Source organism: Flavobacterium soyae (genome assembly GCF_021245985.1).
GTDB lineage: Bacteria > Bacteroidota > Bacteroidia > Flavobacteriales > Flavobacteriaceae > Flavobacterium > Flavobacterium soyae.
Window position 1 is genome coordinate 1 of sequence record NZ_JAJQXA010000049.1, and the last position, 387, is coordinate 387.

A 387-nucleotide genomic window follows, 5' to 3' on the forward strand; every position below is an offset into this window, starting at 1 on the left:
GCACGGGCCGGATCGAGCGATTGCATCAGGTCGATCTGCTGGTTGTAGCCGCCATGACGCGCGAGGTCGACGCCCCGGGCGTGATCATGGAGCAGCACCATGGCCCACCCTCCCAAGCTGAAATGCCCGGTGAACAGCACGCTCAAGCGCCCGTCGATGCGGGCCTGGAGCGCCGCCCTGGAGCTGTTCATGGCGCTGAACAACACATCCTTGCCCGGTTGGCGACCCGCCTCCTCGAACGCCTGCATGGCGCCCAGGGCCATTTCATCATTGGCCGACCAGACCAGCGCGGTCTGCGGATAGCGCTTGATCAACTGGCTTGCCTGCTCATGAGCCCGTTCGCGATTCCACTCGCCATAGACCAACTGGCGCAGATGCACTTGCGGG

At 64.6% G+C, this 387-nt stretch carries 1 protein-coding gene; it reads right to left on the bottom strand.

Annotation, left to right across the window (positions count from 1 at the left end; all coding sequences use genetic code 11):
- The coding region (locus LUU93_RS21900; protein WP_232683225.1) for a substrate-binding domain-containing protein at nucleotides 1-387 on the bottom strand (387 nt) is incomplete at both ends.